Origin of the sequence: Sinomonas atrocyanea (assembly GCF_030811715.1) — a bacterium.
In the GTDB taxonomy this organism is placed as follows: Bacteria; Actinomycetota; Actinomycetes; order Actinomycetales; family Micrococcaceae; genus Sinomonas; species Sinomonas atrocyanea_A.
Genome location: NZ_JAUSRH010000003.1, coordinates 168,857 through 192,736 on the forward strand (window position 1 = coordinate 168,857; position 23,880 = coordinate 192,736).

A 23,880-nucleotide genomic window follows, 5' to 3' on the forward strand; every position below is an offset into this window, starting at 1 on the left:
CTGCGATGCGGCGGTGGCTCGCCGATGCCGAGACCGCGCTCGCCAACCACAGCGACCGGCTCAACGCGATCAACATCTTCCCCGTGGCCGACGGCGACACCGGCACGAACCTCTATCACACCGTCCGCGCCGCCTCCACGACCGCTGCCGCGACCGAGGGTACCGATCTCGGCCTGCTCCTCGGCGCCGCGGGCCAGGCCGCCATGGAGGAGGCGTGGGGCAATTCCGGGACCCTCTTCGCCGTCTTCCTCGACGCCTTCGCGGCGGCGCTGGCGGGCCACACGCGGCTCAGCGCGCCCCTGCTGGCCCGCGCCCTCCACCGTGCCCAGATCCGGGCGTGGTCTGCCCTCAGCGAGCCGGTCGGCGGGACCATGCTCAGCGTCCTCGAGGCCGCCGCCGACGGCGCCGCGGCCGCGGCCGGCGCCGGGGCCCACGAGGACAGCAACCTCGCGCTCGCTGCGGCGCTCGACGGCGCGGTCGAGGCAGCCCTCGGCGCAGTGGTCGAGACCGAGGCCCAGCTGGGCGTCCTGACGAACGCCCGCGTGGTCGACGCCGGCGGCGTCGGCCTGCTCCTCGTCCTCGCCGCACTGCGCACCACGGTCCTCGGACAGGGGATCCCGGAGGACACCCTCGAGACCCTCCACGGCTTCCGGGTCCAGGACCCCCACATCCACGGTGCGCAGCCCGAGGCGCTCGGCGTCGAGATCATGTGCACCATCCAGCTCAGCCCGCTCGATGCCGCGGTCCTGCGCCAGCGGCTCGACGAGATCGGCGAGTCTGTGATCATGAGTCCCGTCGGTGCGTTCGACGACGAGGCGGGCCTGTGCCGCTGGCGCGTGCACGTCCACGTCCTGGACCCGGACGCCGCCGTCGGCCTCATCCGCGAGATCGGCGAGCCCGAGCGGGTCGCGTTCACGGAGCTGCGCTCGCAGGGCCCCGGCGCCGACGATCCCGCCGGGCAGGTCACCGAGGACAGCCGTGGCCACTGAACGCGGCCGGGACCTCACGCGGCTCGTGGGAGGAGCCTCCGCGAAGAAGCTCAAGGACCACCTCGGCCTCGTCACCGCGGGCGACCTGCTCGACTACTTCCCGCGGCGGTACGCCGAGCGCGGCGAGCTGACCAGCATCGCCGGGCTGCCGCTCGACTCGGACGTGACCCTGCTCGCGCGCGTCGTGAAGGCCACGAGTCGGAAGATGGCCACGCGCAAGGGCACTATCACGGACGTGGTGGTCACGGACGGTGCCGAGGGCGCCCTCGACACCATCAGCCTGACGTTCTTCAACAGCTTCGCGGCCTCCCGGCAGCTGCGGCCGGGAACGGTGGCGATGTTCTCCGGGCGCGTGGGCTCCTACCGCGGACGGCTCCAGCTGACCAACCCGGACTACGTCCTGCTCGACGGCGAGGCCGAGGACGGCTCGAGCGCCGAGGAGCTGGCCGGGAAGCCGATCCCGGTCTACCCGGCCACGGCGAAGCTGCCGAGCTGGCGGATCGCCCAGGCGGTCGCAACGGTCCTCGGGCAGGTCGACCTCGAGAGCCTCGAGGACCCGCTGCCGGAGCAGCTGCGCTCGAAGCACCGCCTGCCCGGGATCGCCGAGGCCTACCGGATGATCCACATCCCCGCCACCGCCGAGGAGTGGGCGGCTGCCCGGCGCAGGTTCCAGTATGAGGAGGCCCTCGTACTGCAGACCGCGCTCGCCCGGCGCAAGGCCCAGCACGCCCAGCTCCCCTCGCGGCCGAGCCCCGCGCGCCGGGGCGGGATGCTCGACGCGTTCGACGCCGGACTGCCGTTCACGCTCACCGACGGCCAGCGGGAGGTCGGCGAGGTCCTCGCACGCGAGCTCTCCGCGGCGCACCCGATGAACCGGCTCCTGCAGGGCGAGGTCGGTTCGGGCAAGACCGTCGTGGCCCTGCGCGCCATGCTGCAGGTGGTCGACGACGGCGGGCAGGCCGCGCTCCTGGCCCCGACCGAGGTGCTCGCCGCCCAGCACTACGAGTCGATCCGGCGCACGCTCGGGCCGCTCGCCCGGGACGGCATCCTCGGGGCGTCCGACGGCGTCGAGGTGGTCCTGCTCACCGGCAGCCAGAGCGGCGCGGAGCGCAAGAGGTCGCTCCTCGCGGCGGCGAGCGGGGAAGCGGGGATCGTGGTGGGCACCCATGCCCTGCTCTCGGAGCACGTGCAGTTCGCCGACCTCGGGCTCGTCGTCGTGGACGAGCAGCACCGCTTCGGCGTCGAGCAGCGCGACGCCCTGCGCGCGAAGAGCCTCGCCACCCCGCACCTGCTCGTCATGACGGCGACCCCGATCCCGCGCACCGTGGCCATGACCGTGTTCGGCGACCTCGAGACCTCGATGCTGCGCGAACTGCCCGCCGGACGCGCCCCGATCGCGACCCACGTGGTCGGCCTTGCCGAGAACCCCTTCTGGGAGCGGCGCATCTGGGCGCGCGCCCGCGAGGAGATCGACGCCGGACGCCAGGTCTACGTCGTCTGCCCGACGATCGGCGGATCGGGCGAGGACGAAGGCGACCTCGAGGCGCTCGACGAGGCGACCTGGGGCGGGACGGCGCTCGGACCGTCGGGAGAGCGCAGCCCTGCCGCCTCCGTCGCGGCCACCTTGGAGCAGCTGGCCGGCGAGCCCGCCCTCGCGGGCACCCGGATCGCGGCCCTCCACGGCCGGCTCGACGGCACCGAGAAGGGCGCGGCGATGGAGGGCTTCGCCGCGGGGACCACCGACCTGCTCGTGGCGACCACCGTCATCGAGGTCGGGGTCGACGTGCCGAACGCGACCCTCATGGTGATCCTCGACGCGGACCGCTTCGGCATCGCCCAGCTGCACCAGCTGCGTGGCCGCGTGGGCCGCGGCGGCCACGCCGGGACGTGCCTCCTCGTGACCTCTCTCGAGCCCGGGCATCCGAGCAGGGCTCGCCTGGACGCGGTGGCGGCGAGTACCGACGGGTTCGTCCTGGCCCAGAAGGACCTCGAGCACCGGCGGGAGGGCGACATCCTCGGCGCGTCCCAGTCCGGGCGCCGTTCGACCCTGCGGCTCCTGCGCGTCCTGCGGGACGCCGACGTCATCGAGCGGGCCCGCGCGGACGCCCTCGGCATCGTGGCCGAGGACCCGGGCCTCGAGGCGCACCCTGCGCTGAAGACGGCCATCGACGCCTATCTGGAACCGGAGAAGGAGGTGTTCCTCGAGCGTGGCTGAGACGACTCGGGCGGCCCGATGAGCAGGATCATCGCCGGCATCATCGGCGGCACACCCTTGGCCTCGGTGCCGGGATCCGCGACGCGCCCCACGACGGACCGCGTCAAGGAGGCCCTCTTCTCGCGCCTCGACGCCCTGGGCATGGTCTCGCGGGCCCGCGTCCTCGACCTCTATGCGGGCTCCGGCGCCCTCGGGGTGGAGGCGGTGAGCCGGGGGGCCTCGACGGCCGAGCTCGTCGAAGCGGATGCCAAGGCGGTGGGCGTGTGCCAGCGCAACGCCCGGCTCGTCAACGACGCCGTGGGCCGCCGCGCCGTCACCGTGCACCGGGGCAAGGTGGGCTCCTTCCTCGACGGGACGGGGCCCGGCCGCCATTGGGACCTCGTCTTCATGGATCCGCCGTACCCCCTCGGGGAGGACCAGGTCTCCCGCGTCCTCGCGGCGCTCGCGCCCCATCTGGCCGAGGACGCCCTCGTCGTCGTCGAACGTTCGGCCCGTTCGCCCGAGCCCGACTGGCCGGAGGGGCTGCAGCACTTCGCGGAGCGCAAGTACGGGGAGACGCGCCTCTGGTTCGCAGAGCCGACGGCGGACGCGCCCGCGCCGTCCGGCTCCCCGGAGGCCGTGGCGCCATGACGGCCCTGTTCCCCGTCGGCCTGCCCGCGCTCGTCCCCTCCGCGGACCTTGCCTCCGCACCGCAGTGGTGGGAGATCGTCGCAGCCCTGGCGCCCGTGGGCACGCTCGCCGCCGCCCTCGTCGCGGCCGTGGTCGGGCTCGGCACCATCCGCCAGCGCTCATACTCGGACCGCCGAGCGGAATTCTGGCGGCGCACCGAGTGGGCACTCGAAGCCTCGACCTCCCAGGACCCCCAGCTCGCGGCCATGGGCACCATGGTCCTGGCCAGCCTGGCCAAGAGTGACCTCATCGCCAGCGACGAGGAGCTCCAACTGCTCGATGCGGTGTGGATCGACCCGATTGCGGAGGCCGAGGAGGCCGGACTCGACGAGGAGCTGGGCGACGGCGACGAGGACCGTGCCGGGGACGAGCCCGGCCCCGAGCGGCCCTAGGCCGAACCGGACCGGCCCTCCGGGCCAGGGCTGCAGCCGTCGGCGGGCCGTGGACGGCCGGGGGCGGCTGAGGCGATACTGGAAGGGAGCCTGCGGCGCAGTCCGTCCTGCACGGGCATCCCGCAGCAGCGACGGGCAGGCAAGGAAGGAGGAGCCGTGAGCAAGCACGAGGCGCTCCCCGGCGAGGACACCGGGCGGCACACGGGCGAGAAGGCCGGAGAGCGGCGTCCCGGTGCCTCGGACCGCCGAGTCCAGATCGCCGCGGCCAAGCTCCGCGTCGTCCTCGACGAACGGCTCAACCGGCCGACCCCCGAGTGGGTCAAGCGCCTCGCCGAGCAGAAGCTCGCGAGCTGACGGGTCATCCCGCGAGCGGGTCGAGCTCGACCCCGCGGACCAGGCGCGTGGGGTGCGGCCCGGCGGCGGGCAGCCCTGTCGTCCACGACTCGGGCCACGGGCCCGCGAGCCCGATCGCGACGATGTTCCCCGGGAACCTCGCCGTGAACATCTCCGGTTCGGCCAGCGCCGCGACCTCCCCGAACACCGAACGCATGGCGGCCAGCTGGGACCGTACGAGCGTCAGCGGCGGGTCGTCGCCGATGTTCACCAGGAGCGCCCCGCCTGGGGCCAGGAGCTCGGCGGCCTCGGCGTAGAAGCCGGGCTCCGCGAGGTGGCCGGGTGCCTCGGGGCCGGAGAAGATGTCCAGCACGATCACGTCGAACGGTCCCCGCGCGGCGGCCTCCGGAAGCTGCCACCGGGCGTCGCCCAGATGGACGCTGAGGTCGGTCCCCGGCGCGAGCGGGAGGCGCTCGAGCACGAAGTCGAGCAGCTCGCGCTCGAGCTCGACCGCGCCCTGGACCGAGCCGGGACGGGTTGCGGCGATGTACCTGGCCAGGGTGAGCGCGCCGGCGCCCAGGTGCAGGGCTCGGATCGGAGCCCCGGCCGGGGCGATGGCGTCGACCACATTCGCGATCCGGCGAAGGTAGGCGTAGAAGACGTGGCCCGGGCGCGCGAGGTCCACGTGGGACTGCTCCGCGCCGCCGATCGAGAGCACGTACGCCCCGGGAACGAGCGGGTCGGGCTCGACGCTCGCGTGCGCCCCGATGCCGCGGAGGTACCTGCTCGGGCCGGGCCGCGCCGAGGTCACACGAGCTCCGCGAGCCGCGAGAGCCGGGTCGCGGCCTCGTCCAGGAGCGGCTCCTTCTTGCAGAAGGCGAAGCGCAGGAGCGACCGGGTGCGCTCGGCGCCCTCGGGATGGCAGAAGACGGAGACGGGAATCGCGGCGACGCCCACGAGCTCCGGCAGGCGCCGCGCGAGGTCCACCGCGCTGTCGAACCCGAGGCCCGCCGTGTCCGCGGTGATGAAGTACGTGCCCTCCGGACGGAAGACGTCCAGGCCGGCCGCCTCCAGGCCCTCGGCGAGGATGTCCCGCTTTGCCCTCAGCGCCGCGGCGATGCCCTCGAAGAAGCCGTCCGGGTAGCCCAGGCCGAGGGCAACCGCCTCCTGGAACGGGGTCCCCGAGCTGTAGGTGAGGAACTGCTTGATCGTGCGGACGCGCGCCACGAGCTCCTCCGGCCCGGTGACCCAGCCGACCTTCCAGCCCGTGAACGAGAACGTCTTCCCCGCGGAGGAGATCGTCAGGGTGCGCTCCGCCGCCCCCGGCAGGGACGCGACCGGCACGTGGCGGGGGCCGAACACGAGGTGCTCGTAGACCTCATCGGTGACGATCACGGCGTCGTGCTCCGCGGCCAGCTCAACGATCCGGGAGAGCATCTCTCGGCCGAACACTGCGCCGGTCGGGTTGTGGGGGTTGTTCACGACGACGACGCGCGTCCGCGGGCCGAACGCGGCCTCGAGCTCGGCGAGGTCGGGCTGGAACGAGGGCGCGCCCAGCGGGACGGTGACGTGCTCGGCGCCGGCGAGGGCGATCATGGCCCCATAGGAGTCGTAGAACGGCTCGAAGGTGAGGACCTCGTCGCCAGGGCCAGCGAGTGCGAGGAAGGCTGCGGCGATGCCCTCCGTCGCCCCGGTCGTCACGATCACCTCCCGCCAGGGATCCAGTGCGATCCCATAGAAGCGCGCCTGGTGCGCCGCGACCGCCTCGCGCAGCCGCGGGATGCCCTGCCCGGGGGCGTACTGGTTCGCGCCGGCGAGGATCGCGGACCGGGCGGCCTCTGCCATCTCGGCCGGCCCGTCCTCGTCGGGGAACCCCTGGCCGAGGTTGATCGCGCCGTGCCGGACCGCGAGGGCGGTCATCTCCTCGAAGATCGTCACGCCGAGCCTGCCGTCGGCGCCGAGGAGATTCGCTCCGGCCGCGGTGCGCTGCCACGCCGAGGCGTGCTGTCCTGCTGGTCCCTGCCCTGCGGAAGTCACCCGCCCATGCTATCGGCGCGGGCCACGCCGGTGGTCGCGCGCCCGCGGCGGCGGAGGGGCCATGCAGTATGTTGGCGGTATGCGACGCGCGGTGTGCCCTGGCTCCTTCGACCCCATCCACAACGGGCATCTCGAGGTCATCGCCAGGGCCGCGAACCTCTTCGACGAGGTCATCGTCGCGGTGTCGACCAACTACGCGAAGAAGTACCGCTTCGCCCTTGAGGAGCGGCTCACCATGGCCCGCCGCACGCTCGGTGCCATCAGCGGGATCCTCGTGGAGCCCATGGGGGAGGGCCTCCTCGCCGACTTCTGCCGGGAACGGGGCGCGAGCGCCATCGTCAAGGGGCTCCGCTCGTCGTCCGACTTCGACTACGAGCTGCCCATGGCCATCATGAACCGCCAGCTCACCGGGGTCGAGACCGTGTTCCTCCCCGCCGAGGCCCACTACGTCCACCTGTCGTCAACCCTCGTCAAGGAGGTCCACGACTTGGGCGGGGACGTCGCGGACTACGTGCCCCGGTCGGTCCTGGCGCGGCTCGCCGAGACCCGTCCGCAGAACTGAGGACGCCGCGCGAGCGGCTAGAATGAACGGGCACCGTACGCTGGACACTGTCCCGGTGCGCGGCGGCACCGCTGGTTTGGGCCTCGATGCTGCAGCGGCTAGGATAGTGTGTCGGTCTATGTTCTACAGGAGTTCTCATTAAGCGCGAAGCACGTTCGCCTTTGATGTTCGACGTCAAAGACCTCGGGCGCAGCCCGGGGAGTATGCGGACCCTTGAGGAGCATGTACCCGCGCCGGGTGAACTCGGCGTGGCACTCATCGGCGTCAGGGAAGGATCCCCCGTGGATCTGGACCTGACCTTCGAGTCAGTGCACGAGGGGATCCTGGTCTCGGGGACCGCGCACGTCACGGTAACGGGCGAGTGCGGCCGCTGCCTGGATCCCATCGAGTACGGACTCGACGCCGAGGTGCAAGAGCTTTTCTTCTTCGAGAGCCTCGGGCTCTCGGACGGAGAAGACGATGAAGAGCAACGTCGAGTCGAGCACGATTCCATCGATCTTGAGCCGGTGTTGCGGGACGCAGTGGTACCACTGCTGCCGTTCCAGCCGGTGTGCCGGGAAGACTGCGAGGGCCTGTGCTCCGAATGCGGAGTGCGTCTCGCGGACGAGCCGGGGCACCACCATGAGGTCGTCGACCCCCGGTGGGCTGCCTTGGCAGATCTGGCGAAGCCAGACCGGCACGACGATGAGTAAGTGTTGGCACTAAGAGAGAAATGAGTTAGCCGTGGCTGTTCCCAAGCGGAAGATGTCTCGCTCGAATACCCGCGCCCGCCGCTCGCAGTGGAAGGCCTCCGTCCCCACGCTGGTCAAGACCGTTGAGAACGGCCGCGTGACGTACAGCCTTCCCCACCAGGCCAAGGTCGTCACCGACTCGGCCGGGACCGAGCTGTTCCTCGAGTACAAGGGCCGCAAGGTCGCCGACGTCTGATCCGGCGGAATCTCGCGCATGAGCCCTCATGACGAGCTTTTGAAGCGTCTCGGCGTCGACATCGACGCCGAGACGCTTCGTCTTGCCCTCACCCACCGCTCGTTCGCCTACGAGAACGGCGGCATTCCGACGAACGAGCGCCTCGAGTTCCTCGGCGACTCCGTCCTCGGCTTCTCCGTCACGGAGCACCTCTACCGGGAGTACCCCGATCTGAGCGAGGGCGACCTCGCGAAGCGGCGTGCCGCCGTCGTGAGCACCCGCGCCCTCGCCTCGATCGCCCGGCGCCTCGGCGTGGGCGAGTTCATCTACCTCGGCCAGGGTGAGAAGGTCACCGGCGGGAAGAACAAGTCCTCGATCCTGGCGGACACGATGGAGGCGCTCATCGGGGCGACCTATATCTCCAACGGACTCGAGACGGCGCGCCGCTTCGTCGTCGGCCTCATCGAGCCGCTCCTCGCGGACGCCGCGGTGCTCGGAGCGGGCACCGACTGGAAGACCCACATCCAGGAACTCGCCGCGAGCCGGCAGCTCGGCCCGATCCACTACGCGGTGGTCGGAGATGGGCCGGACCACGCGCGAACCTACACGGCCACCCTCCTCATCGGCGGGACCGAGTACGGGACCGGCACGGGGAACTCGAAGAAGGAAGCCGAGCAGCAGTCAGCGGCGAACGCCTGGAAGGTCCTCGGGACCGACAGCGCCGCCTCCGCGCAGGCCTGAGCCGCGATGCCCGAACTGCCCGAAGTCGAGGTCGTTCGCCGTGGCCTCGCCTCCTGGGTCGCGGGGCGGACCATCGAGGCGGTGGACGTCGTGGATGCCCGCTCCGTGCGGCGCCATCCGCTCGGCCCCGAGGACTTCCGCGGCCAGCTCGAGGGCGCCCTCGTGCTCGACGCCGTCCGCCGCGGAAAGTACCTCTGGCTGCCCCTGTCCGATCCGGACGTCCCCGAGGCCCGCGTCCATGACCCCGGGGCCGGCCCGCACACCGCGCTCCTCGCGCACCTGGGTATGAGCGGGCAGCTGCTCGTCGAGGAGCCCGAGGCGCCCGACGAGAAGCACCTCAAGGTCCGGCTCACCCTCAGCGACACCCTCGGCATGCCCCGCGAGCTGCGCTTCGTGGACCAGCGCATCTTCGGCGGCCTCGCCGTCGTGCCGCTCGTGCCGACGCACGACAGCGGCCCCGGCGGACGCGGGGACTCCGACCTTCCGCTCATCCCGGGGGAGGCGGCGCACATCGGGCGCGACCCGCTCGACCCGCTGTTCGACCCGGAGGCGTTCCACCTGCGCCTGCGCGCCCGGCGCACGGGCATCAAGCGCGCCCTCCTGGACCAGCGCCTCGTGTCCGGCATCGGGAACATCTACGCCGACGAGGCCCTCTGGGGCGCCCGCCTGCACTACGCGAGGCCGACTGACACCCTCCGCCGCCCCGAGACGGAACGGCTCGTGCACGCGGTGCGGGACGTGATGGGCCGGGCCCTCGTGGCCGGCGGCACGAGCTTTGACTCGCTCTACGTCAACGTCAACGGCGCGTCAGGGTACTTCTCGCGTTCTCTGGACGCCTACGGCCGCGCCGGCCGGGCCTGCCGGCGGTGCGCGGCGGCAGGGGAGGGCGGTGTGATCGTCCGGGAGCGGTTCATGAACCGGTCCTCCTACCGCTGCACCCGCTGTCAGCCGGTTCCGCGCAACGCCCGCTGGTAGCCCGGTTCCGTCGGTGCCCGGTGGCACAATGACGGACAACCGCCCGCCCGTCGCCCGTCCGCCCCGGCTAGCCCAGAGGAGACCCGCAGTCCCTTGCACCTCAAGACCCTGACGATCCGAGGCTTCAAGTCGTTCGCCTCGGCCACGACGTTCGAGTTCGAGCCCGGCGTGACCGCCGTCGTCGGGCCGAACGGCTCGGGCAAGTCGAACGTCGTCGACGCCCTGGCCTGGGTCATGGGGGAACAGGGCGCCAAGACCCTGCGCGGGGGCAAGATGGAGGACGTCATCTTCGCCGGAACGGCGGGGCGGCCGCCTCTCGGACGTGCCCACGTGTCCCTCACGATCGACAACGCCGACGGCGCCCTCCCCATCGAGTACGCCGAGGTCACGATCTCGCGCACCCTCTTCCGCTCGGGCGGGTCCGAGTACGCGATCAACGGCAGCCAGTGCCGGCTGCTCGACATCCAGGAGCTCCTCTCCGACTCGGGGCTCGGCCGCGAGATGCACGTGATCGTCGGGCAGGGCCAGCTCGACCGGGTCCTGCACGCGACTCCCGAGGACCGGCGCGGGTTCATCGAGGAGGCCGCGGGCATCCTCAAGCACCGCCGACGCAAGGAACGCACCGTCCGCAAGCTCGAGGCGATGCAGGCCAACCTCTCCAGGCTCGGCGACCTCACGGCGGAGCTGAGGCGCCAGCTCGGGCCGCTGGGCCGGCAGGCGCAGGTTGCGCGCCGCGCGCAGACCATCCAGGCCGACGTCCGGGACGCCCGCGCACGGCTCCTCGCCGACGACATCGCGACCCTGCGCGCCGCGATGGAGCAGGAGGAGGCGGATCAGAGTGCGCTCGATGCCCGCCGCGCCGCCGTGGAGGGCGGGCTCGACGCCGGCCGCCGCGCCCAGGCGGACGTCGAGCGGTCGGCCGCCGCGGCGACCCCGCGCGTCAACGCCACCCGCGACACGTGGTACCGCCTCTCCCAGAGCCGGGAGCGCCTGCGGGCCCTGGCTTCCCTCGCCGACGAGCGCCGGCGCCTGCTCGGGTCCTCGGAGCCTCCGGTCCGTGGCCGCGACCCGGAGGCCCTCGAGCGGCAGGCACGCCAGCTGCGTGCCGAGCTCGAGGCCGTCGCGGACGCCGTGGAGGTCCGGGTCGAGAGCCTCGCCGAAGCCGAGGATGCCCGCACCTGCGCAGAGGAGGCCGCCTCCGCCGAGGACCGCCGCCACACAGCGCTGCTGCGCGCCCAGGCCGACAGGCGCGAGGGCCTGGCCCGGCTCGCCGGCCAGGTCGCAGCGGCCCGCAGCCGCGTCGAGTCGGCCGAAGGCGAGGTCGGGCGCCTCCGCGAGACGCTGGCCGGTGCCGCCGAGCGGCAGCGTGCGGCGGCGGCCGAGTACATGGCCCTCGAGTCGCAGATTGCCGGGGTCGAGGCCGGCGAAGAGGACCTCGACACCGCCTATGAGGAGGCCGCCGCGGAACTCGAGGAGGCTGAGGCCGAATGCGAGTCCCTCCTCGAGCGCCGGCGGCGCGCCGCCTCGGACAAGCAGGCCCAGGAGGCCCGGATCGAGGCGCTCCTGACGGGATTCAAGGACCGCGATGCCACGGCCTCCGTGGCCGCGTCCGCCGCCGGGGTGCTCGGCCGGGTCGCGGACCTGGTCCGCGTCGAACCGGGGTTCGAGGCCGCCGTCGCGGCGGTCCTCGGGCCCTTCGCCGAGGGCCTCGCGATGGCGGGGGCCCCCGAGGCGGCGGAGGCCCTCGCGGGGCTCAAGACGGACGACGCCGGGCAGGCGGCCCTGCTCGTCGGCTCGCCCCAGACGAGCCGCGCGTACCCGGAGGAGCGGATCGGCGACGAGATGCGTACCCGAGACGGGGAATCGGGGGCGAGATCCGTACCCGGAACGCAGGGGGTGGAGGGGGAGCGCCCGCACAGGACAGAGGCCGTGCCCGCCCTGCCGCAGGGCGCCCGCTGGCTCGCAGACGTCGTCGACCCGGAGGCGCCCGTGGCCGCCGCGGTCTTCCGCCTGCTGCGGGACGCCGCCGCGGTCCCGACCCTGCAGGCCGCGGTCGCGCTGGTCGCCGAGCACCCGGGTCTGGCTGCCGCGACGCCGGACGGCGACCTGGTCACCGCCGCGGGCCTGCTCGGCGGCTCTGCCGGTGCCCCCTCGACCATCGAGCTGCAGGGACTCCTCGACTCCGCGCGGGACCGCCTCGCCGACGCGCAGGCAGAGCACGAGCGGTGCGGCTTCGCCCTGTCCGGCGCGCAGGAACGGGAGCGCGAGGCCCGCGGCCGCGCGGAGGCCGCCCTCGCCGCGCTGCACGACTCGGACGCCCGCTTCGCGGCGGTGGCCGAGAAGCTCGCGGCCCTGGGCACCCAGCTGCGCGGCGCGGAGGCCGAGGAACAGCGCCAGCGCGCCGCCCTCGAGACCGCGCGCACCCAGCTCGAGTCGGAGCAGGTCGCGCTCGAGGCGGCGGCCGAGCGGCTCGAGCTCGCCGAAGAGGCGCCGGATGCCGAGGAGCCCGACTCCTCCGACCGCGACCGGCTCCAGGCAGAGGCGTCCGCCGCCCGGGCCCGCGAGCTCGAGGCCAGGCTCGCCCTGCGCGCCGCGGAGGAGCAGCACCGCACCCTCGAGGCCCGCGCCCAGTCGCTCGAGCGGGCCGCGGAATCCGAGCGGCGCGCCGCTGAGGAGGCCCGCCGCCGGGCCGAACGGCGCGCCCGGGAGGCCGCGCGCGCCGGCGCCGTAGCGGCCACCGCCAGGGAGGGCCTGTCCCGGCTGGACGGTGCCGTCGAGGCGGCCGCGGGCGAGCGCGACGCGGCCGAGGCACACCGGGCGGAGCTGGACGAGCGCCTCGGCACCCTGCGCCGGCGCAACGACGAGCTCGCCCGCGAGCTCGGCGACCTGAATGACGCCGCCCACCGCGACGAGCTCGCGCGCGCGGAGCAGCGCCTCCGGCTCGAGGCGCTCGAGGAACGCGTCGTCGACGAGCTGGGCATGGCGGCGGAGGACCTCGTGCGCGACTTCGGCCCACACCGGCCCGTGCCCGTTCCGCGGGAGGAGGGCGGGGACAAGTGGGCCGCGCTCCGTATCGAGGTCGACGATGACGGCAACCCCGTCCTGGACGGCATCCCGTTCGTCCGGGCCGAGCAGGAGAAGCGGTTCAAGAAGGCCGAGCGGGACCTCGCCGCCCTCGGCAAGGTCAACCCGCTCGCCCTCGAGGAGTTCGCGGCCCTCGAGGAGCGCCACCGCTTCCTTGCGACGCAGCTCGAAGACCTCCAGAAGAGCCGCAAGGACCTCCTGCAGATCATCGCCGAGGTGGACGAGCGCGTGCAGCGCGTCTTCGCCGAGGCCTTCGCCGACACCGCGGTCCAGTTCGAGCGGGTCTTCGGCCGGCTCTTCCCGGGCGGGGAGGGCCGGCTGGTCCTGACCGATCCCGAGGACCTCCTCACCACCGGGATCGAGGTCGAGGCCCGGCCGGCGGGCAAGAAGATCAAGAGGCTCTCGCTCCTCTCCGGAGGAGAGCGCTCGCTCACGGCCGTGGCCCTCCTCGTGGCGATCTTCAAGGCGCGGCCCTCGCCGTTCTATGTCATGGACGAGGTCGAGGCCGCGCTCGACGACACGAACCTCGGCCGGCTCATCACGATCTTCGAGGAGCTGCGCGAGTCGAGCCAGCTCATCGTCATTACGCACCAGAAGCGCACCATGGAGGTCGCCGACGCCCTCTACGGCGTGTCGATGCGCGGGGACGGCGTCTCGACGGTGATCAGCCAGAAGCTCGAGCGTGTCGAGGCGTAGGCCTGGCCGCCCGGCCGCCGGGCGCGGCCGCCGCCCTGTGAGAAGCTAGGAACCGTGACAGACCTTTCCGCCCTGCTGCCCGTCATCATCATCGTCGCGATCGTGATCCTCGTCGTCGCCGGGGTCGTCATCGGCCTCGTGAGCGGCCGCCGGAAGAAGATCACCTACACCGGCCCCCGAGACGCCAACGACCAGGTCGTCGCCCCGCCCCGGCCCGGCACTTCCGAGGCCGACCAGGCCCCGCCCGGGGGCGTCGGCACGCTGCCGGCTCCGGCCGAGCCCGCGGGCGAGGCGCCCACGGAGGACGTCCTCGACGAGGCCGTCGTCGAGCGCGTCCCCACCGAGACGCCCGCCCCGGTCGCCGGCCGGCTCCAGCGCCTGCGCGAGCGGCTCGTCAAGAGCAACAGCCTCTTCGGCAAGGGACTGCTGGCCCTGCTCTCGAGCGACAGCATCGACGAGAACGTGTGGGACGAGGTGGAGGAGACCCTCCTGCTCGCGGACATCGGCACGGAGCCGAGCCTCGAGCTCGTCGACACGCTCCGCGACCGCGTGAAGGTCATGGGCACCCGCAGCCCCGAGGACGTCAAGGCGATGCTCCGCGAGGAGCTCGTCAAGCTCGTCGACCCCTCCATGGACCGCTCGCTCAAGGTCTCCCGCGCCGACGGCAAGCCCGCCGTCGTGCTCGTGGTCGGCGTCAACGGCGTGGGCAAGACCACCACCGTGGGCAAGCTCGCCCGCGTCCTCGTGGCCGAGGACAAGGACGTCCTGCTCGGCGCGGCGGACACCTTCCGCGCCGCCGCGGCCCAGCAGCTCGCCACCTGGGGCGCCCGCGTGGGCGTGCCGACCGTCAAGTCGGACGTCGACGGCGCCGACCCCGCCTCGGTGGCCTTCGAGGCGGTCAAGGCCGGGATCGAGCAGGAGGTCGACGTCGTGATGGTCGACACCGCCGGGCGCCTGCAGAACAAGGTCGGGCTCATGGACGAGCTCGGCAAGGTCAAGCGCGTCATCGAGAAGCAGGCAGAGGTGGACGAGGTCCTCCTCGTCCTCGACGCGACCACCGGGCAGAACGGGTTGAACCAGGCCAAGGTGTTCGGCGAGGTCGTCGACATCACCGGCATCGTGCTGACCAAGCTCGACGGCACCGCGAAGGGCGGCATCGTCGTCGCGATCCAGAAGCAGCTCGGCGTGCCGGTCAAGCTCGTCGGCCTCGGCGAGGGCCCCGACGATCTCGCCCCGTTCGACGCCGAGGGGTTCGTGGACGCCATCCTCGCCTGACGGTACATCCTCGCCTGACCGGCACATCCTCGCCTGACCGGCCCCACCCGGCCTCGCTCCACCCGGGCCACCCCACCGTCTCGGGTACGCATCTCGTCGCGGTTCTCCCGTCTCGGGTACGCATCTCGTCGCGGTTCTCCCGCCTCGGGTACACCGGGCGACCGGGTGGACCAGACGCACGACGGCGCCCGCCTCCTTCCCGGGGGCGGGCGCCTCGCGCGTCCGGCGGCAACCTTGGCGGCAGCGCAGCTTCAGGGGGCGTCGGGGCGCTCGGCGGCCAGGTCCTCCGGGTCGGCGGCCGGCGCCGCGGGCGCGCTGGCCGGCGTACGCGTGGCCCACAGCGGCACCGCCGCGAGGAGGCACGCCCCGGAGACGGCGAACGCCCACCCGTACCCGAGGCCGTCCGCCAGTGCGCCGGCGGCCAGCGGGCCGAGGATGCTGCCGACGTCGGAGGCCATCTGGAACACGGCGAGCGGCCGCCCGCCGCTGCGGCCCGAGCCGATCGTGTCCGCCACCGTCGCCTGCAGCGAAGGACCGAGGAAGCCCGCGCCGAAGCCCGCCGCGACGGAGAGCGCGAGGAACACCGCCTCGGATCCGCTCGCGCCGAGGAACGCCGTCGGCAGCGCGGTGCCCACGAGGCCCACAACGGCCACGGGACGCCGGCCCCAGCGGTCCACGAGGCGCCCCGTGAACGTCAGAGCAGCCGCCGTGCCCCCGGCGTAGAGGGCCAGCGCAAGCCCGGCGGCCTGGGGTCCAGCGCCGAGGGCGGCCGTGGCGAACAGGGGCACGAGGGCCATCCGGATCCCCAGCGCGGCCCACCCGTTGGCGAAGTTCGAGCCCACGGCCGCCCGGTAGGGCGCATGGGCGAGGGCCTCTGCCAACAGGAGCTGGGGCCGGGCTCCCGTTCCCGTGCGCGCGGGCGCCGCGGCCCTGCGCCCGAGGAACGAGTGCACCACGGCGGCCGCGACCACGAGGGCCCCCGCGTAGACGAGGAACGGCACCCGCAGCCCGAAGGCCGCCAGGAGCCCGCCGATCACCGGCCCGGCGATGTTGCCCAGCAGGAACGAGGCAGCGTAGAGGCCGCTCACCCTGCCCCGGGCGTCCGGCGGGGCGAGGCGCACGATCAGCCCCGAGGCGGAGATCGTGAACATCGTCGACCCGATGCCGCCCAGCCCCCGAACGGCCAGCAGCGTCCAGTAGTCGGGGGCGAACGCGCACGCCGCGCTGGAGGCCGCGACGAGGAGCAGGCCCGTGACGTACACGGGCCGCTCGCCCAGCCTGTCGACGAGGGACCCCGCCGCAGGCGCGAGGACCAGCCGGGCGAGCGCGAACGCGCTCACGATCACGGAGGCCGCCGTCGCCCCGACGCCGAAGCTCGTGGCCAGCTGCGGCAGGACGGGGGCCACGAGCCCGAAGCCGACGGCGATGACGAACGCGGCGGCGACGAGGACCCAGACGTCGCGGGGCACCGGCGTCCGCGGGGATGTGCGGGGCATGGGACCACCTTAGCGACGGGGCACGACGGCGGCACGGCGGGCCGCGCGCCCGTCCCGGGGGGAGGGGCGAAACATCATGGAAACGCGGGCGTGACAGCCCCTTAACGCCGGGGAGCAAGATGTAACGGGCGTGCAATGTGGGCCGCCTGCGGCGGAAACACCACGGGAGGAATCTGTTCTCAGCGGCCCACGGGCGCCGGGAACGGCGCAGGGCCGGGCAGGTCCCGTTCCATCCCTGAAAGGCACACCATGACCCCCACCCTCAGCGCGGGAGACACCGCCTGGGTGCTCGCCTCGGCAGCGCTCGTGCTGCTCATGACGCCCGGGCTCGCGTTCTTCTACGGCGGCATGACGCGCGCCAAGTCGGTCCTGAACATGATGATGATGAGCTTCGGCGCCATCGCCCTCGTGGGCGTGCTCTGGACCCTCGTCGGCTACTCGATGTCCTTCGGCTCCGACTGGTTCGGCGGCCTCGTCGGCAATCTGGACAAGTTCGCCCTCCACGGCATCCTCGCCACGGGCAACGGCATGCAGCTCGCCGGGACCATCCCCGAGCTCGCCTTCGTCGGCTTCCAGGGCGTGTTCGCGATCATCACTGTCGCGCTCATCTCCGGCTCGATCGCGGACCGCGCCAAGTTCGGCGCCTGGATGGTCTTCGCGTTCTTCTTCTCGATCCTCGTCTACTTCCCGGTCGCGCACTGGGTCTTCGACGCGAACAAGGACGCCAACGGCAACTTCATCGGCGGCTGGCTCAACGGTCTCGGCGTGATCGACTTCGCAGGCGGCACGGCGGTCCACATCAACGCCGGCGCCGCAGGCCTGGCCCTCGCGCTCATCCTCGGCCGCCGCAACGGCTTCGGCAAGGACCCCAACCACCGCCCCCACAACCTGCCGTTCGTCATGCTCGGCGCGGGCCTGCTGTGGTTCGGCTGGTTCGGCTTCAACGCCGGCTCGGCCCTGGGCGCCAACGGCGTGGCCGCGTTCGCCTGGATCAACACGCTCGTCGCCCCGTGCGCCGCGGTCCTCGGCTGGCTCGTGGTCGAGAAGCTGCGCGACGGCCACGCAACCTCGCTCGGCGCCGCCTCGGGCGCGGTGGCCGGGCTCGTTGCCATCACCCCGGCCTGCGCCGCGGTCTCACCGCTGTGGGCGATCGTCCTCGGCGTCCTCGCCGGCGCGGTCTGCGCCCTGGCCGTGGGCCTGAAGTACCGCTTCGGCTACGACGACTCACTCGATGTGGTGGGCGTCCACCTCGTCGGCGGCATCATCGGCACGCTCTTCATCGGCCTCGCTGCCAACCCCGGCGCGCCCTCGGGCGGCCAGGGCCTCTTCTACGGCGGCGGCTTCGAGCTCCTGGGCAAGCAGGCCCTCGGCGCCGGCTCGGTCCTGGTGTACTCGTTCGCCCTCTCGCTCGCGATCGGCTGGATCATCAGCAAGACCATGGGCTTCCGGGTCTCGAGCGAGGCCGAGGAAGCCGGTGTGGACATCGCCCTGCACGCCGAGACGGCGTACTCGGGCAACAGCATGGGCGGCTCGTCCGGGTCGGCGTTCCACCCGCTCGGGGCGAAGAACGAGGCAGAGGTCGCGGCGTTCAACGCGGACGACCTGCTCACTGAGGCAGCACGGAAGAAGGTCCAGGCGTGAAGCTCATCACCGCGATCGTCCGCCCCGAGAAGCTCGACTCCATCCGCGAGGGGCTCGAGGCCTACGGGGTCCAGGGCCTCACGGTCAGCGCGGCCAGCGGGTACGGCCGACAGCGCGGGTACACCGAGGTGTACCGCGGCGCCGAGTACAGCGTGGACCTGGTCCCCAAGGTGAGGATCGAGGTGCTCGCCACCGATGACCAGACCGACGACATCCTCGACGTGCTCATCACCACCTCAAACACCGGCCGCGCGGGGGACGGCAAGGTGTGGACCGTGGACGTGCACGAGGCGATCCGCGTCCGGACGGGGGAGCGCGGGGCGGCGGCGATCTAGGCGCCCCGAGCGCCGCGGAGGGCGGACGACGGCGGGAACCCACCCGCCGTCGTCCGCCCGCCTCGGGGACGCGGCGGCAGCAGGAGGCAGCGGGCGGCCGACCCGCAGGAGGGCCAAGGGGCGAGGGCGCGAAACACGCCGTTAACACGGCCGTGACGAACCCTTAACCCCGGGGGGATTCCTGTAACACGAGGGCAACACGGACGGAGCGGACCGGTAACACCGCCACGGGATTCTTGTTCAGGTGGTCCCGCAGACCGTCGCCGGGGACGGCGGACGGGGGCCGAGAACCGTGAACGTCCCTCGAAAGGCCTCACCCATGAACGCTGGCGACACCGCCTGGGTCCTCGTCTCGGCAGCCCTCGTCCTCCTCATGTCACCCGGCCTCGCCATCTTCTACGGGGGCATGACCCGGGTGAAGTCGATGCTCAACATGATGATGATGAGCTTCGGGGCCCTCGCCCTCGTCGGCGTCCTGTGGGTCCTGTTCGGCTACTCGATCGCCTTCGGCACGGACGCAGGGGACGGCCTGTTCGGCAACCCGTTCGAGGACTTCGGCCTCCACAACCTGCTCGCCACGGGCGGCTCGATGCCCCTCGTCGGCACGATCCCGGAGATCGTCTTCGTCGGCTTCCAGGGCGTCTTCGCCACCGTGACCGTGGCCCTCGTCTCGGGCGCGATCGCTGACCGGGCCAAGTTCGGATCCTGGATGGTCTTCGCCGGCGCCTTCGCTGTGCTCGTCTACTTCCCGGTGGCGCACTGGGTCTTCGACTCCAAGAAGGACGCGCACGGGACGTTCATCGGCGGCTGGCTCAACCACCTCGGCCTCATCGACTTCGCCGGCGGCACGGCGGTCGAGGTGCTCGCCGGTGCCGCGGGCCTGGCCCTGGCCCTCGTCCTCGGCAAGCGCGTCGGCTTCGGCAAGGACCCGGAGCACCGGCCCCACAACCTCCCGCTCGTCATGCTCGGCTGCGGCCTGCTCTGGTTCGGCTGGTTCGGCTTCAACGCCGGCTCCGCGCTGGCCGCGAACGGCGAGGCCGGCTTCGCCTGGATCAACACGCTCGTGGCCCCCTGCGCCGCGATCCTGTCCTGGCTCGTCGTCGAGAAGGTCCGCGACGGCCACGCGACCTCGTTCGGTGCCGCGTCCGGCGCGGTCGCCGGGCTCGTGGCCATCACGCCCTCCTGCGCCACGATCGACCCGGTCTGGGCGATCGTCCTCGGCGCCCTCGCCGGCGCCGTGTGCGCCCTGGCCGTGGGCCTGAAGTACCGCTTCGGCTTCGACGACTCGCTCGACGTGGTCGGGGTGCACCTCGTCGGCGGCCTCGTCGGGACGCTCTTCATCGGCCTCGCCGCCGATCCGGCCGCTCCGGTGCCCGGCCGCGGCCTGTTCTACGGCGGCGGGCTGGCCCTGCTGGGCACCCAGGCCCTCGGCGCCGGGGCCGTGCTCGGCTACTCGTTCGGCGTGGCCCTCGCGCTGGGCCTGGCGATCAAGGCCGTGATGGGCTTCCGCGTCGCGAGGGACGTCGAGGAGACCGGCGTGGACCTCGTCATCCATGCCGAGACCGCCTACTCGTCGCCGTCCGCCACGGGCGGCGGGTTCCACCCGCTCGGCGTCCGGCACACCGTCGAGGCCCTGCTCGAGCAGCACCTCGAGCGGCGCCTCGGCCAGGGCGCGGCGGACGGCGCGCACGCCCGGCGCGAGGAGGTGCTGGCCGGGGCATCGCCGGCCGGTACTGTGGGCTCGTGAAGCTCATCACCGCCATCGTCCGGCCCGAGAAGCTCGATTCCATCCGCGAGCACCTCGAGGCCGAGGGAGTCCAGGGTCTGACCGTCAGCGCCGCGAGCGGCTACGGCCGCCAGCGCGGCTACGTCCAGGTGTACCGGGGCGCCGAGTACAGCGTGGACCTCATCCCCAAGGTCCGCGTGGAGGTGCTCGCGACCGACACGCACGCCGACGAGATCCTCGAGACGATCGTGGTCGCGGCCTCGACCGGCTCGCAGGGCGACGGCAAGGTCTGGGTCGTCGACGTCCAGGACGCCGTCCGGGTCCGCACGGGCGAACGCGGGGACTCCGCGATCTGAGCCGCAGCTCAGGACGCGCGGCCGTCCTCGCTCGCGCCGTCCTCGCCGGCGGCCGAGGTGGCCCAGGCGGCCGGGCCGCTGCTGCCCGCGGGGTAGGTGTCCATGGGGACATCACCGGCGGCCCACGCGTCCAGCACCGGCTCGACGATCCGCCAGCAGCTCTCGGCCGTGTCGGCGCGCACGGACAGGAGCGGATCGCCGTCGAGCACGCCGTCCAGCACCTCGCCGTAGGGGAGCAGGTCCGCCTCGCCGAGGTCCGCGTCGAGCGTCACGCGGTTCAGGGTCAGCACGTCCCCGGGGCCGTTGACGTCGACGTCGAGCTGGAGCACGTCGGGGCCGAACCCGATGCGGAGGCGGTTCGGCTCGTCCACGCCCCGGAAGCCCTCGGGCAGGTGCGGCACCGGACGGAAGGTCACCACGGCCTCCTTGCGCCGCGCTCCGAGCGACTTGCCCGAGCGGAGGATGAACGGCACTCCGGCCCAGCGCCAGCTCGCGAGCATGACCGTGATCTCGGCCAGGGTCTCGGTGCCTCGGGACGGGTCGACCCCCGGCTCGGCCGTGTAGTCGGGCACGTCGCGGTCCGCGATGGTCCCGGCCGTGTACCGGGCGCGGCGCGTCGAGGCCGTGAACGGCTCGGGGACCCGGGCGGAGCGGAGCACGGCGCTGATGCGGTCCCGCACGTCGCGCTCGTCGAGGCGGGCCGGCGCATCCATCGCGAGGACGGCCAGGACCTGCAGCAGGTGGCTCTGGATCATGTCCCGCAGGGCGCCGGCGCGGTCGTAGTAGCCTGCCCGTCCTTCGAGGGTGAGGTCCTCGTCGAAGAAGATCTCCACCTTCTCGATGTGGTCCCGGTTCCAGACGGGCTCGAGGAAGTTGTTGGCGAAGCGCAGGCCGAGGATGTTCAGGACCGTGCCCTTGCCGAGGAAATGGTCCACCCGGTGGATCTGGCTCTCCGGGACCAGCCGGCGCAGCGTCTCGTTCAGCTCGGCGGCGGAGGCCTCCGAGGAGCCGAACGGCTTCTCGAGCACGAGTCGGGTTCCCTCGGGAAGGTCTCCCGGCTGCAGCAGCTCGCAGGCCTTCTGGCTCACGGCAGGGGGCAGGGCGAAGTAGACGGCGACGGGCCCCGGGAGCGCGGTGACCTCGCGCGCGAGCTCCCCGGGCGCCGTGACGTCGAGCTGCACGTAGGCGGAGTCGCGGCGGATCCGCTCGAGCTCGGCGCGGCCCGTGTCGGTGGCGGCCGCAAGTGCCGCCTCGGTGGCATCGTGCACGCGGCGGCTCCACTCTTCGGCGCTCCAGTCCTCGGCGCCGGCGCCCACCACGGTGAGCCCGGCGTGCCGGCCGGTGGCGAGGAGCCGGGCGAGCCCGGGGAAGAGGAGGCGGCCGGTCAGATCCCCGGAGGCACCGAGGATGAGCAGGCTGCGCACGGACGGGGCGGGTTCTCGAGGCGTCGTCACGAGCCCAGCATGCCATTGCCCGGTCCGTTGGTACCCTTAAGGGTGGCCAGATCCGCTCCCGGCGGGTCTGCCCGACCTCCTGACCCTTGCGTCAGATCCCTGGACCACGACTGAAAGCGACTCGGGCACGTGTTCAACTCCCTCTCGGACCGTCTCACTGCGACGTTCAAGAATCTCCGCGGCAAGGGCCGCCTGAGCGAGGCGGACGTCGACGCCACCGTCCGCGAGATCCGCCGCGCCCTCCTCGACGCGGACGTCGCCGTCCCGGTCGTGCGGGACTTCGCGGCGCGCATCCGCGAGCGCGCGCTCGGCGCCGAGGTCTCGGGCGCCCTCAACCCGAGCCAGCAGGTCGTCAAGATCGTCAACGAGGAGCTCCAGGCGATCCTCGGCGGCGAGACGCGCCGCCTCCGCCTGGCGAAGAACCCGCCGACCGTGATCATGCTCGCCGGCCTCCAGGGCGCCGGCAAGACCACCCTCGCGGGCAAGCTGGGCAAGTGGCTCAAGGGCCAGGGGCACTCGCCGATCCTGGTCGCCGCGGACCTCCAGCGTCCCAACGCCGTCACCCAGCTCGAGGTCGTGGCCAAGCGCGCCGGCGTGGCGGTGTACGCGCCGCACCCCGGCATCCAGTCCGAGTTCGAGGCCCCCACCGGCGATCCGGTCGCCGTGGCCCGGGACGGCGTGGCCGAGGCCCGCGCGAAGCTGCACGACATCGTGATCGTGGACACCGCCGGCCGCCTGGGCCTGGACGCCGAGCTCATGCAGCAGGCCGCGGACATCCGCGCGGCGGTCAACCCGGACGAGGTCCTCTTCGTCATCGACGCGATGATCGGCCAGGACGCGGTCAACACGGCCAAGGCCTTCGAGGAGGGCGTCGACTTCACCGGCGTCGTGCTCTCGAAGCTCGACGGCGACGCCCGCGGCGGCGCGGCCCTGTCGGTCGCGTCCGTGACCGGCCGGCCCGTCATGTTCGCCTCCACGGGCGAGGGCCTGGACGACTTCGAGCTGTTCCACCCGGACCGCATGGCCTCGCGCATCCTGGACATGGGTGACGTCCTGACGCTCATCGAGCAGGCCGAGAAGAGCTGGGACAAGGACGAGGCCGCCCGGATGGCGAAGAAGTTCGCCGACCAGGAGGACTTCACCCTCGAGGACTTCCTGTCCCAGATGCAGCAGATCCGCAAGATGGGCTCGATGAAGAAGATGCTCATGATGATGCCGGGCGCCGCCCAGTTCCGGCAGCAGCTCGAGCAGTTCGACGAGCGCGAGATCGACCGCGTCGAGGCCATCGTCCGCTCGATGACCCCGCACGAGCGCGTCGCTCCCAAGATCATCAACGGCTCCCGGCGCGCCCGCATCGCGCGGGGCTCCGGTGTGCATGTCTCCGAGGTCAACGGCCTGCTGGAGCGCTTCGGCCAGGCGCAGAAGATGATGCGCAAGATGGCCGCCGGCGGCGGCATCCCGGGGATGCCCGGCATGCCCGGCCCGGGCGGTTTCGGCGGCTCGAAGAAGGGCCCGGCCAAGGGCAAGAAGAAGGCGAAGTCGGGCAACCCGGCCAAGGCGGCGCAGGAGCGGCGCGAGGCCGAGGCCCGCCGCGCCGCCGCGGGCGCCTCGAAGGCGCTCAGCGGCCAGGGCTCCGCGTTCGGCGGCCAGTCGGGCGAGGACTTCGACCCGTCCTCCCTGAACCTGCCGAAGGGCTTCGAGAAGTACCTGGGCAAGTAGCCCCGAGCCTGTCTGCAGTCTCCGGGCTCCCGGGACTGCTGACGCACGACGCCGAAGGGGCGCCTCCCGCTGGGAGGCGCCCCTTCCGCCGTCGTCCGCCCGCCGACGTCACCCCGTGGGTGCGCGAGGTCGCCCCGTGGGTGCGCGAGGTCGCCCCGTGGGTGCGCGAGGTCGCCCCGTGGGTGCGCGAGGTCGCCCCGTGGGTGCGCGAGGTCGCCCCGTGCGGTGCCTGTCCGAGGACGTCCCGGCGAGAAGTGCACTTCTCGCCGGAAGGAGCGG

At 72.8% G+C, this 23,880-nt stretch carries 21 protein-coding genes; 17 read left to right on the plus strand and 4 right to left on the minus strand.

Features of this window, described 5'->3' with window-relative positions; genetic code table 11:
- Positions 1-5: 5 nt before the first annotated feature.
- The 5 genes from J2W21_RS06255 to J2W21_RS06275 all read left to right on the plus strand — a co-directional run bounded on the left by J2W21_RS06255 (position 6) and on the right by J2W21_RS06275 (position 4,619).
- Positions 6-989 (plus strand): DAK2 domain-containing protein, encoded by a 984-nt coding sequence (locus J2W21_RS06255; RefSeq protein ID WP_307113969.1) that lies wholly within the window; start codon positions 6-8, stop codon positions 987-989.
- Positions 979-3,204: an ATP-dependent DNA helicase RecG gene (locus J2W21_RS06260; protein WP_307113643.1), complete on the plus strand. Its 2,226-nt coding sequence runs from the start codon at positions 979-981 to the stop codon at positions 3,202-3,204. The genes J2W21_RS06255 and J2W21_RS06260 overlap by 11 nt, the downstream gene beginning before the upstream one ends.
- Positions 3,205-3,222: 18 nt before the next feature.
- A complete protein-coding gene (gene rsmD / locus J2W21_RS06265; protein ID WP_307113644.1) occupies positions 3,223-3,834 on the plus strand; it encodes a 16S rRNA (guanine(966)-N(2))-methyltransferase RsmD in 612 nt (203 codons plus the stop codon).
- The gene (locus J2W21_RS06270; protein WP_307113645.1) at positions 3,831-4,265 is read left to right on the plus strand and encodes a hypothetical protein; all 435 of its coding nucleotides are present in this window, start codon (positions 3,831-3,833) and stop codon (positions 4,263-4,265) included. Before rsmD ends, J2W21_RS06270 begins: the two co-directional genes overlap by 4 nt.
- A 156-nt stretch (positions 4,266-4,421) precedes the next feature.
- Positions 4,422-4,619 (plus strand): hypothetical protein, encoded by a 198-nt coding sequence (locus tag J2W21_RS06275; protein WP_066498309.1) that lies wholly within the window; start codon positions 4,422-4,424, stop codon positions 4,617-4,619.
- A gap of 4 nt (positions 4,620-4,623) precedes the next feature.
- Here the strand turns inward: J2W21_RS06275 and J2W21_RS06280 are convergent, their stop codons facing one another.
- Both J2W21_RS06280 and J2W21_RS06285 read right to left on the minus strand, forming a co-directional pair.
- Entirely contained in the window at positions 4,624-5,409 is a 786-nt protein-coding gene (locus tag J2W21_RS06280) for a spermidine synthase (protein WP_307113646.1), read from the minus strand.
- Positions 5,406-6,635, minus strand: a complete 1,230-nt coding sequence (locus J2W21_RS06285) for an aminotransferase class I/II-fold pyridoxal phosphate-dependent enzyme (protein ID WP_307113647.1) — start codon at positions 6,633-6,635, stop codon at positions 5,406-5,408. Before J2W21_RS06285 ends, J2W21_RS06280 begins: the two co-directional genes overlap by 4 nt.
- Before the next feature lie 79 nt (positions 6,636-6,714).
- On the opposite strand from J2W21_RS06285, the gene coaD reads away from it, so the two are divergent.
- From coaD to ftsY, 7 genes are all read left to right on the plus strand, one after another.
- Positions 6,715-7,197 carry a pantetheine-phosphate adenylyltransferase gene (coaD, locus tag J2W21_RS06290; RefSeq protein ID WP_307113648.1) on the plus strand — a complete coding sequence of 161 codons (483 nt, stop codon included), beginning with the start codon at positions 6,715-6,717 and terminating at the stop codon, positions 7,195-7,197.
- Positions 7,198-7,358: 161 nt separating this feature from the next.
- Positions 7,359-7,889 (plus strand): YceD family protein, encoded by a 531-nt coding sequence (locus J2W21_RS06295; protein WP_307113649.1) that lies wholly within the window; start codon positions 7,359-7,361, stop codon positions 7,887-7,889.
- Positions 7,890-7,920: 31 nt separating this feature from the next.
- A complete protein-coding gene (rpmF, locus tag J2W21_RS06300) occupies positions 7,921-8,124 on the plus strand; it encodes a 50S ribosomal protein L32 (protein ID WP_066498296.1) in 204 nt (67 codons plus the stop codon).
- An 18-nt stretch (positions 8,125-8,142) separates the two neighbouring features.
- A complete protein-coding gene (gene rnc, locus J2W21_RS06305; protein ID WP_307113650.1) occupies positions 8,143-8,844 on the plus strand; it encodes a ribonuclease III in 702 nt (233 codons plus the stop codon).
- A gap of 6 nt (positions 8,845-8,850) precedes the next feature.
- A complete protein-coding gene (gene mutM / locus J2W21_RS06310; RefSeq protein ID WP_307113651.1) occupies positions 8,851-9,819 on the plus strand; it encodes a bifunctional DNA-formamidopyrimidine glycosylase/DNA-(apurinic or apyrimidinic site) lyase in 969 nt (322 codons plus the stop codon).
- 93 nt (positions 9,820-9,912) lie between these two features.
- Positions 9,913-13,599, plus strand: coding sequence for an AAA family ATPase (locus tag J2W21_RS06315; protein WP_307113652.1), 3,687 nt, complete (start codon positions 9,913-9,915; stop codon positions 13,597-13,599).
- A gap of 54 nt (positions 13,600-13,653) precedes the next feature.
- On the plus strand, positions 13,654-14,874 hold the full coding sequence (ftsY, locus tag J2W21_RS06320) for a signal recognition particle-docking protein FtsY (protein ID WP_307113653.1): 1,221 nt from the start codon (positions 13,654-13,656) through the stop codon (positions 14,872-14,874).
- 251 nt (positions 14,875-15,125) lie between these two features.
- Here ftsY and J2W21_RS06325 read toward each other — a convergent pair whose 3' ends face one another.
- A complete protein-coding gene (locus tag J2W21_RS06325; RefSeq protein ID WP_307113654.1) occupies positions 15,126-16,370 on the minus strand; it encodes an MFS transporter in 1,245 nt (414 codons plus the stop codon).
- A gap of 249 nt (positions 16,371-16,619) precedes the next feature.
- On the opposite strand from J2W21_RS06325, the gene J2W21_RS06330 reads away from it, so the two are divergent.
- From J2W21_RS06330 to J2W21_RS06345, 4 genes are all read left to right on the plus strand, one after another.
- A complete protein-coding gene (locus J2W21_RS06330) occupies positions 16,620-18,011 on the plus strand; it encodes an ammonium transporter (RefSeq protein ID WP_307113655.1) in 1,392 nt (463 codons plus the stop codon).
- Complete coding sequence (locus tag J2W21_RS06335) at positions 18,008-18,346, plus strand: P-II family nitrogen regulator (protein WP_066498288.1); 339 nt, start codon at positions 18,008-18,010, stop codon at positions 18,344-18,346. The genes J2W21_RS06330 and J2W21_RS06335 overlap by 4 nt, the downstream gene beginning before the upstream one ends.
- Before the next feature lie 319 nt (positions 18,347-18,665).
- On the plus strand, positions 18,666-20,093 hold the full coding sequence (locus J2W21_RS06340) for an ammonium transporter (protein ID WP_307113656.1): 1,428 nt from the start codon (positions 18,666-18,668) through the stop codon (positions 20,091-20,093).
- Complete coding sequence (locus tag J2W21_RS06345) at positions 20,090-20,428, plus strand: P-II family nitrogen regulator (RefSeq protein WP_307113657.1); 339 nt, start codon at positions 20,090-20,092, stop codon at positions 20,426-20,428. The genes J2W21_RS06340 and J2W21_RS06345 overlap by 4 nt, the downstream gene beginning before the upstream one ends.
- An 8-nt stretch (positions 20,429-20,436) precedes the next feature.
- On the opposite strand, the gene J2W21_RS06350 is transcribed toward J2W21_RS06345, so the two are convergent.
- Positions 20,437-21,882 carry a glucose-6-phosphate dehydrogenase gene (locus J2W21_RS06350; protein ID WP_307113658.1) on the minus strand — a complete coding sequence of 482 codons (1,446 nt, stop codon included), beginning with the start codon at positions 21,880-21,882 and terminating at the stop codon, positions 20,437-20,439.
- Positions 21,883-22,011: 129 nt separating this feature from the next.
- Between J2W21_RS06350 and ffh the strand changes: the two genes are divergently transcribed.
- A complete protein-coding gene (ffh, locus tag J2W21_RS06355; RefSeq protein WP_307113659.1) occupies positions 22,012-23,601 on the plus strand; it encodes a signal recognition particle protein in 1,590 nt (529 codons plus the stop codon).
- Positions 23,602-23,880 lie beyond the last annotated feature (279 nt).

Excerpts from the sequence above, each read along its gene's own strand:
- J2W21_RS06255 (WP_307113969.1), top strand. The coding sequence starts at position 6 with ATGCGGCGGTGGCTCGCCGATGCCGAGACCGCGCTCGCCAACCACAGC.
- rsmD (WP_307113644.1), top strand. The coding sequence starts at position 3,223 with ATGAGCAGGATCATCGCCGGCATCATCGGCGGCACACCCTTGGCCTCG.
- J2W21_RS06270 (WP_307113645.1), top strand. The coding sequence starts at position 3,831 with ATGACGGCCCTGTTCCCCGTCGGCCTGCCCGCGCTCGTCCCCTCCGCG.
- rnc (WP_307113650.1), top strand. The coding sequence starts at position 8,143 with ATGAGCCCTCATGACGAGCTTTTGAAGCGTCTCGGCGTCGACATCGAC.
- coaD (WP_307113648.1), top strand. The coding sequence starts at position 6,715 with ATGCGACGCGCGGTGTGCCCTGGCTCCTTCGACCCCATCCACAACGGG.
- mutM (WP_307113651.1), top strand. The coding sequence starts at position 8,851 with ATGCCCGAACTGCCCGAAGTCGAGGTCGTTCGCCGTGGCCTCGCCTCC.
- J2W21_RS06340 (WP_307113656.1), top strand. The coding sequence starts at position 18,666 with ATGAACGCTGGCGACACCGCCTGGGTCCTCGTCTCGGCAGCCCTCGTC.
- J2W21_RS06325 (WP_307113654.1), bottom strand. The coding sequence starts at position 16,370 with ATGCCCCGCACATCCCCGCGGACGCCGGTGCCCCGCGACGTCTGGGTC.
- J2W21_RS06330 (WP_307113655.1), top strand. The coding sequence starts at position 16,620 with ATGACCCCCACCCTCAGCGCGGGAGACACCGCCTGGGTGCTCGCCTCG.